This is a genomic window from Mesorhizobium sp. P5_C1 (assembly GCF_054049815.1).
In genome coordinates, this window is the sequence record NZ_JBFULQ010000757.1 from 1 (window position 1) to 2,079 (window position 2,079).

Here is a 2,079-nt window from a genome sequence, read left to right on the forward strand (position 1 = left end):
GAGCAGATCATAGGCTTTGATCGCCCGATCGAGGCTTGCGGCTACATGGATGCTTTCGGCAACGCGTGCACGAGAATAGAAGCGCCGGCAGGGCTGACGACGGTATCGACGAGCTTCGAAATATACGACACTGGCAAGTCCGATGTTGTCATGCCAGACGCCGTTCAGCACGATATCAAGGACCTGCCGGATGACGTGCTCAGGTTTCTGCTCGGAAGCCGCTATTGCGACACCGATCGGCTTGGTGACATCGCTTGGGCGGAATTCGGCAATACCACACCTGGTTGGACCCGAGTCCAGGCGATCTGCAATTTCGTGCACAATCACATCGCTTTCAACTACCAAGCCGCCAATCCGCTGCGGACCGCCTATGGCGCCTTCGAAGATCGAACCGGCGTCTGTCGCGATTTTGCACATCTGGCAATCTCACTGTGCCGCTGCATGAATATTCCCGCGCGCTATTGCACCGGTTATCTCGGCGACATCGGCGTGCCTCCCGTGCCGAATCCCATGGATTTCAGCGCATGGTTCCAAGCATATCTAAGCGGTCACTGGTTCACATTTGATGCTCGGCACAACCGCCTCCTGATGGCGACGGGTTGCGACGCAACTGATGTTGCTCTCTCAACCAGTTTCGGCGCATCCAGACTTGCTGGCTTCAAAGTTGTCACGGAAGAAGTCCAAACGGACCAATTGTCGGAGGATCCTGTCGGAAATCCCGAGTCTTCACCTTGATCTGATCGATGTGACCATAAGGGCTGCGGGCTCGTTACTGTTGCCGGGGCTAACAATCCTCAAGGGCTGGGTCCGAGTGTTGGCGTCGCGCGGCCGCATCTATAGCGCGGCGAATGTATGACCGCACCAGCTATCGGCCAACCTGACCCCGTCGGCCGCTACGCCGCCTCGACCTTCAGCTGCACGGCCTCGCTCTTCCAGGAGGTCGGGCTCGGCCCTCGGCGCCCAGGCCGGCGAGGCCAGACAGCGCAAGGTGGTTACCGGCGGCCGCTTCCGCCGCTTCCGTCGCGCCACCGAGACACCGTTTAACATGGTTCTCGAGGCCCGCCCCTAACGTTCGCTGTGCAACAATTGGAGGAAGGCATGACTACTTACAATGTCGTTCGGTTTCGCACCAAGCCCGGCAAGGAACAGGCATTCATCGATGCGCCAAGAAGGCGACGCTCGACGTCGGGGGCTTCCGCAAAGCGGCGCTCGTCAGGACCGGCGACCGAACCTTCTGCGTCGTCGGTGAATGGAGCGATGGCACCACTGCTCCAAGGCATCGCTAGGTCATCTTTTCGCGGAACTTGCGGGCGTGAGCAACCTTGCGCCGCGTCGCGCATTTTGATTTTCGAATTGCGGGAAAATCGACGATGAGTGACAGAAACAAAATCCTGCTCATGGTGTCGGCAGCTCTGATCGTGATGCTGTCGATCTCGCTCGCCAATCACCTACTGTTCGCCAGAACGCACCCCGGAACACACGGCATCGCCGCGCAATGAAGCCGATGTCGGCGACGTCCTCAAAGCCTGGTTCAAACGAGGTTTGCTCTGGCAGACGACCGGGCCAGAATTGAGATCGTCGTGCTGCCAGAGCGGTGAGGAAGGCCTTCGCTGCGGCGTCACAGGCACACGCGACGGTCCGTTCGCAAACAATATCAGCTCCGCCGCTTTCAACGTTAATCCGTGCTTTTCGGCAAACATTTAAATCTCGTAGGGTCGATTGGCTGGTTCGTTGTCGGAGGCGGGATGCGGCTTGTTCATGAGTTACTAATATTAGGCTGGGCTCATGCGCGCCTTACGGATTCGTAAGGTGCAGTTCGTCTAAAATTGCGGTGGCACGCGGCCACAGGGACGCGCCAGGACGTGCGGCTGGCGAGGCCCTGCACACAGACACATGCGCAAGTGAGTTATCCACAGGTAGTCCACAGCCGAAGGCGACAGGCAATCCCTTAACGACAAAACGGGCCTTCCCGATCTAATATTACGCGTTGGGGATGCGGCTCGCTTCGCCCAAGCATCCCCTGCACCGGTCATTTCCGCGTCGATATCGGGAATTGTCAGATTGGATGCTGCACGCATT

Annotated in this window: 2 protein-coding genes and 1 pseudogene; all 3 read left to right on the top strand. The window is 58.4% G+C overall.

Annotated features, from left to right (window positions below):
* On the top strand, window positions 1-735 hold a 735-nt coding region (locus ACXJ7R_RS30900), incomplete at its 5' end, for a transglutaminase-like domain-containing protein (protein ID WP_457155119.1).
* 144 nt (window positions 736-879) lie between these two features.
* A pseudogene (locus ACXJ7R_RS30905) lies at window positions 880-1,069 on the top strand (SAM-dependent methyltransferase); the annotation flags it as partial.
* 301 nt (window positions 1,070-1,370) lie between these two features.
* On the top strand, window positions 1,371-1,499 hold the full coding sequence (locus ACXJ7R_RS30910; RefSeq protein WP_457155120.1) for a hypothetical protein: 129 nt from the start codon (window positions 1,371-1,373) through the stop codon (window positions 1,497-1,499).
* Window positions 1,500-2,079: the final 580 nt, after the last annotated feature.

Bases quoted from the DNA above. Each gene is read 5' to 3' on its own strand.
- ACXJ7R_RS30910 (WP_457155120.1), top strand. From the start codon at position 1,371: ATGAGTGACAGAAACAAAATCCTGCTCATGGTGTCGGCAGCTCTGATC.